Annotated in this window: 6 protein-coding genes; 4 read left to right on the forward strand and 2 right to left on the reverse strand. The window is 47.8% G+C overall.

Annotated elements, in window-relative coordinates:
• Window positions 1–8 precede the first annotated feature (8 nt).
• Entirely contained in the window at window positions 9–719 is a 711-nt protein-coding gene (locus HB631_RS25950) for a class I SAM-dependent methyltransferase (protein ID WP_213994072.1), read from the reverse strand.
• A gap of 48 nt (window positions 720–767) precedes the next feature.
• Here HB631_RS25950 and gloB point away from each other — a divergent pair, with 48 nt between their 5' ends.
• Together gloB and mltD are read left to right on the forward strand one after the other, a co-directional pair.
• Window positions 768–1520, forward strand: a complete 753-nt coding sequence (gloB, locus tag HB631_RS25955) for a hydroxyacylglutathione hydrolase (protein ID WP_213994073.1) — start codon at window positions 768–770, stop codon at window positions 1518–1520.
• Between the two features lie 71 nt (window positions 1521–1591).
• Window positions 1592–2980 (forward strand): murein transglycosylase D, encoded by a 1389-nt coding sequence (mltD, locus tag HB631_RS25960; RefSeq protein ID WP_213994074.1) that lies wholly within the window; start codon window positions 1592–1594, stop codon window positions 2978–2980.
• A 110-nt stretch (window positions 2981–3090) separates the two neighbouring features.
• On the opposite strand, the gene HB631_RS25965 is transcribed toward mltD, so the two are convergent.
• Window positions 3091–3933 (reverse strand): endonuclease/exonuclease/phosphatase family protein, encoded by an 843-nt coding sequence (locus HB631_RS25965; RefSeq protein ID WP_213994075.1) that lies wholly within the window; start codon window positions 3931–3933, stop codon window positions 3091–3093.
• A gap of 526 nt (window positions 3934–4459) precedes the next feature.
• Here HB631_RS25965 and HB631_RS25970 point away from each other — a divergent pair.
• Window positions 4460–5209 (forward strand): enoyl-CoA hydratase/isomerase family protein, encoded by a 750-nt coding sequence (locus tag HB631_RS25970; protein WP_213994076.1) that lies wholly within the window; start codon window positions 4460–4462, stop codon window positions 5207–5209.
• A 697-nt stretch (window positions 5210–5906) separates the two neighbouring features.
• Window positions 5907–6437, forward strand: a complete 531-nt coding sequence (locus HB631_RS25975; protein WP_213994077.1) for a CpmJ protein — start codon at window positions 5907–5909, stop codon at window positions 6435–6437.
• Window positions 6438–6495: the final 58 nt, after the last annotated feature.

A 6495-nucleotide genomic window follows, 5' to 3' on the forward strand; every position in this document is an offset into this window, starting at 1 on the left:
CGCCAGCATTAGCTGCTGCGGCTGGCGGCCCCTACCGTACGGCGCAGGGAGGCAGCCAGTGACTTGCTTTTCAGCGGGTTAAGGGTGAGCGGGAAGGTGCGCTTGCGCGCCACTATTACGCTTAGGCAGCCGATGGCGGGCAAATGTTCGCTCAGCAGGCGTCCGCCGCGCCGGCGCCAGGGCAATACCTGAAAACGCGAACGGTGCAAGACCTCGAAATTAAGCACGCTCAGCCAGTCCATCAGCCGCATCTGGGTGTACATCCGGCTGCGGTAGGGCTGGCGACTTTGCAGGATCGGGCAGATTTTGCCGAGACCCAGCAGACTCACCGGATTAAATGTGGTAATAATCAACCAACCGTCATCGATTAATACCCGATCCACTTCCCTGAGCAGACGGTGTGGATCCGAGGTATACGACAGCGTATGGGCCAGCAGGCAGGCATCGGTGGATTTATTGGCAAAGGGCAGTTGGTAGGGATCCGCCACCACATGGAGCGTATCCCCTTCGATACCTACATTCACCTGATGTGAAACCCCACAGCTTTCTGTGTCCAGTTCGGCGCTTAACGCACCGATTTTCAATAAATGAAACCCAAATAATTTCGGCCACCAGGGCTGCAGACTGGCCTCTAAAGCCCGACGATAGTTATCTCCGTATGGGAGGTCATCCCATGAGGTTGGCGCGACGATAGGCTGCGTAATTTGCGCTGGTTTCATGTTTGACTATCTTCTAGATGCCTTAAAAAAAATAAACAGAGGTTAACAATGAATCTTATCAGTATTCCCGCGTTTCAGGATAATTACATTTGGCTTTTGTATAACGACCAGCAAGATAGCATTATTGTCGACCCCGGCGAAGCCGCTCCGGTAGTGGCCGCCCTCACCGAACGCCGGCTTACCCTTAAGGGAATATTATTAACCCACCATCATCAGGACCATGTCGGGGGCGTCGCCGATTTGGTGGCCCGCTATCACGTCCCGGTCTACGGCCCGCAAGAGACCGTCGCTAAAGGCGCCGACCATATTGTCGCCGAGGGCGACCGGGTAAATCTACTGAATTTAGACTTTCAAATACTGGCTTTCCCGGGTCATACCTTAGGACATATCGGATTTTACAGCGCCCCGTATCTGTTTTGCGGCGACACGGTGTTTTCCGCCGGTTGCGGCCGGCTTTTTGAAGGTACCCCGCAGCAAATGTATGAGTCTTTTCAGAAAGTTAAGCAGCTTGCGCCGGATACGCTGATCTGTGCCGCCCATGAGTATACCCTGGCCAATTTGGCCTTTGCCCGATCGATTTTACCTGAAGATGAGGCGATCGCCGCTTATGAGCGAGAAATTAAGCAGTTACGCTCAAAAAACCAAGCAAGTTTGCCCTCTACACTGCAAATTGAGGGCAAAATTAACCTTTTCTTACGTTGTCATGACATTGATTTACAAAGGAAGTTAGACCCACATCACATCCTGGACGAGGAATGGCGTATTTTTGCCTTATTACGTGAGAAGAAGGATCATTACTAAAGGTTTTAGTTGTATTGTCGGGATGTTCAAAGTATTATTGCTTGTCTTTTAAGCAACTATTGACATACACGATGAAGACTCATGCGATAATAATCGCCTCGGTCTTGCTAGTGGGTTGCCAGACGTCCAGGCAGGACGATAACGCACCAGAACAGCATGCACAGAGTGTTTCTTCGGCAGGTCAAGGTGAAGCAGGAAAGTACACAGATGATCGAGCGACCTCGGCGCGATGGCTAGATAACACAAGTCTCGCGCAACCTGATCTGTGGAACTTCATTGGCGACGAGCTGAAGATGCAGGTACCGGAAAACGCCCGGATCCGCGAACAAAAAAAGCGTTATTTAAATAACAAGAGCTATCTCCACGATGTAACATTACGGGCAGAGCCGTACATGTACTGGATAGTCGAGCAGATAAAGCAACGCAAAATGCCGATGGAACTAGTACTGCTACCCATAGTGGAGAGCGCTTTTGACCCTAAGGCAACATCCGCCTCTAAAGCGGCTGGCCTTTGGCAGATTGTGCCCACGACAGGAAGGAATTATGGCTTAAAGCAAAACCAATGGTATGACGGGCGTCGCGATGTTGTCGCATCCACGACCGCTGCGTTGGATATGATGCAACGCCTTAACCGCATGTTTGGCGGCGACTGGTTATTAACCATTGCTGCTTACAACAGTGGTGAAGGTCGTATCATGCAAGCGATAAAAACCAATAAAGCCAAGGGGAAACCCACTGACTTCTGGTCGTTATCTTTGCCGCGCGAGACAACCATCTACGTTCCGAAGATGCTAGCCTTGAGCGCTATTATTAAGAATAGCAAACAATATGGCGTTGTCTTGCCGAAAAGCGATGACGATCACGCTTTGGCTCGGGTTGAGGTTGGTCAGCAGATTGAATTGACGCAAGCGGCAGAAATGTCCGGGTTATCGTTAACCAAGTTAAAAAGCTATAACACCGGCTATAAACTTAACGTAACCGCGCCGAATGGTCCGCACTACATCATGTTGCCCAAGTCCCACGCTTCGCAGTTAAGGGACTCTTTGGCGGTAGGCGATATTGCCGCGGTGCAATCCACTCAGCTTGCGGATAACAAGTCCGTCGGTGGCGCCAAGTCCAAGTATAAGGTACGTTCCGGCGATACTTTGTCGAGCATAGCCAAACGCCTGGATGTCAAAACCGCAGACTTGCTGAGATGGAATAATCTGCACAGCAGCAGCAATCTCAAGATCGGCCAGACGCTGCAAGTGGCCAGCAACGCCAGCGTTGTTAACAACATTGTTAGCAACAGTATCACCTATCAGGTGCGTAAAGGGGATTCACTGGCCAGTATCGCCAAACGGCATGGTGTTAATATCAAAGATGTGATGCGTTGGAACAATGCGCTGGACAGCGCCGGCACGTTACAACCCGGTCTTAAATTGACGCTATACGTCAATGGCAAAGCCACGGACTCCTGAACGGTTTTGTTATCCTGAAGCACTGGCATAAAACGCCGGTATAAAAAAACAAGCAATTCGTTGCTTGTTTTTTTTTGCCTTAAAAACCGCGATCACAGTCGCACAGTTGTTTAGCGAGGATTAATGCCGACGATTTGTTGTTGTGGTACCGAGGTATCCGTTCGCTTATGAGGTTCGAATTCCACCAGTAACGGATTATGGTCTGAAGCCTGAGTCACCAGCACCGATGCTTCGGTCACTTTAAGCTGCCGATAGAAGACAAAATCCAACGGCCGACCAAAGGCTCGTCGTCGCTGATCGTCTAAAAATCTCACTTCACGCAGCATCATGCGATCGGCAAAACGATACAGCGCCAGAATACGCTGCCGACTCCAGGCATTAAAATCACCCGCCATAATCACCGGCCCCTGGTGGTTCAGTATCTGCTCGCCGATAGGTCCTAGCTGTTTACTGTACACATCCACACCCAGGCTGAAGTTCACCGCATGGATATTCACCACCATCATCAATTGCCCATCGAACAAGGGATACACCGTCACCAGGGCGGATTTCGCCAGACGTAGCAACGGCTCCCGCTCACGCAGTGGGCAACAATACACCGGCTGAGCCGCCGACAGAGTCATCACGCCCGACGGATGTTGCGGGAATACCAATGCCGGCACCTGATCGGTAGCCATATAGTTCGATGTGGCGAATCTGATGAGTTCCGGGGTGGTTTGCGCTTCTTGCAGCAACATCAACTGGGCATCCTTACCGAAGCCCTTGAGCACAGAAAGCCAATCTGCACGCTGCTGTTTGAAGATGTTCCATACCATCACCCGCAACAGTTTGGAACCCGGTAGCGGTTCCCCTGGGGGAAGCGCTTGGCCAAGGTGACTGAAGGCTAGTGGAGGGAAAATACGCTCAACTGGCTGGCCCGCAACATACCGGACTGAATATGTCTTTTTTGGCACGGTTACCGCCTATCCACTGTTTCTATCGCGCCTGTGAAGAATAATTGGGTCATCTGCATAGCTGTTTTTTTACCCACAGACATTTATCCAGCTAGTGAACTTTATAAGGCGTTTACCGGCTAATTTCAACGTTAACCTGAAAACTTAAGAATACCTTCACACAGTGTACCATAAAATGGGTTGAATCGAGGCGGAAGCGCCGAGATAAATAGTGCGCATCCCTGCCAGACGCCGGGTTATGTAGTACCTGATAGCGATTTCTTCCTTAAGGACGATAAAATCTGTGCTTGGCTGCGCTACCACTAGACTTTGGTTCAGTATTTTTTTAAAAGAAACCTACTTATATTGTCATTTAAACGCCAGGTAAATATATTTTTTACCATTTCTCTCTGCTTAGATAAATGTATTAAATGAATATTTATAACTTTCGTATAATCTATCATAGCGTGTTGAAGAAATATTTATGACATTGTAAAGATTACCGTCAGCCATCACACCGGCTGTTTTGACCAAGGGAAAATCGACTATGGTGCTGGAAGAAAATATAGGCTCAGTTCGTCTGATTACTTTAAATCATTATTCTAAATATAATATCCTCAATGAGGAGCTTAAAATAGCCATAAAAAATGCGCTTATCGCCGCCGAGCATGACGATACGGTCAAATCCTTAGTGGTATACGGCGGCGCTAACCGATCATTCTCAGCCGGTGGCAATTATAATGAGATAAAAAAAATGAGTGGTGAGGCAGCAGAACGCTGGGTGGACGGACTGGTTGAACTCTACCGGACGGTATTGGAGGTAAACAAGCCCACGGTGGCCGCAGTGGATGGCTATGCCATCGGTATAGGCTTCCAGTTCGCCCTGATGTTCGATCGGCGCGTCATGGCGGCAGACGCCTGTTTTGTCATGCCCGAACTTAAGCAGGGTGTCTGTTGTTCGTTGGGCGCGGCCATTTTACATTTCACTCACGGCTACACCACCATGCAAGACATTATTTACCGCTGTAGTGTAATGGATGCCGGCCGCTGCTTGGAATATCGATTGATCAATCAAATCACCGATCGCGAATTGCTGGTAAGCGCCGCTATCGGGCAAGCTAATTTATTAGCGGCATACCAGAGAGCGGTATTTGGCCATACCAAACGCGCCATGAACAAACCTTTTATTCAAGCCCTGGAACAGTCACGGCAGGAATCGAAATCAATGCAAAAATCCGTTGTCGCATCCCAGGTCAATAAGCAAGGCGCTCAACCCTCCAGTTTAAAAATAACTTAACATAGTATATAAATATCCGTTAACTCTTAGGATGGCACTCAACAAAGGTTTATAAGTGTATATTATTATATATTTGTCATGGGAAGCCGTTTTCGGTATTTATTAATATTACTATTTAAAAAACCCATCATTTAATCGAATATAAACGCACTAACGCCGTTTGGCATTAACTCTATTATTAACAATGCAAAAACTATGTTGCAACCTTAAATAAATTATTAAAAATAGTCCATTCCATTATATTCCCCTCAACCGTTCACTCAGCTTACAAACATTACATCGGCTTGACTTGTTACTGAAGGCATAAAATTATTGGCCGGATTACCTGAACCAATTATCTCTTTTCTAAAAAGACGAGGCCATATTACGCCCAGAGTCGTAAGAAAGTAACCCGCCCATATCACAAACATTATTCAGCCGGGATAATTCAAGCTGTTGTTGTCGGTCGGGCTACTTTGATGTTGGTAAACTTGAACCGAATGCCGGTCAGGGTGTTCAGTATAAGTATGGTGTGAAGGCCATTGATAGTATAAGGATTAAATCCCCCCCCTGACTCACTGCCATCCTTTTTAACTGGACGAATAATGTTAAAAGCATCTTTGCTGACGCTATTATTTTACATGATTGCCATTACAGACAGAGGTGATTATTTATTATCCGTGTCCCTAATCGGTAAACATTTATCAGAGGAATGCCGATGAAAAATAGCTTTCTCGCGGGATTACTGTTTTTTTCCTTCCATATTTACGCCGATCCTTTGGTGCCGGTGGCCCTAACGCCGGGAGCCAATGTCTTAGACATTAATAATGATGGTTGTGATGATTATATTATGCTGGGGCAATTCGATAACAATACGGCGTTTCCCAATCGCGGCATGAGTTTTTTTATCCGCAAGCCTGACGGAGGATTTAGCATCGTGCCGGTGGCGAACAATGATTATTTTATCTGGTTTGACTATTGGTTATCCGCATCGGCCATCGCTGTTGCCGATACTCGCCTATATCGCGCCGGCTCACATTATTATCTGGTGAGCGCCCATAAAATCGGCGACGATTTGTCGGACACTCAACCGGTTTCATTCAATGTCTACCAGCTTAACGAAACGCACCATGACCCCGGCATGCCGCTATACAGTTGGCAGGTGATGAAAACCTTTTCCAGTTCACGGCCCTATTTATCAGTGGAACAGGCATTTTCAGAAGTTGAGCAAATAAACCTGTCACCCTGATGCGCCTTTCTTTGAACGAAAAAAGCCCCGAACAAATGTTCGGGGCTTTCCATTGCAT

This window comes from Sodalis sp. dw_96 (assembly GCF_018449575.1).
Lineage (GTDB): Bacteria > Pseudomonadota > Gammaproteobacteria > Enterobacterales > Enterobacteriaceae > Acerihabitans.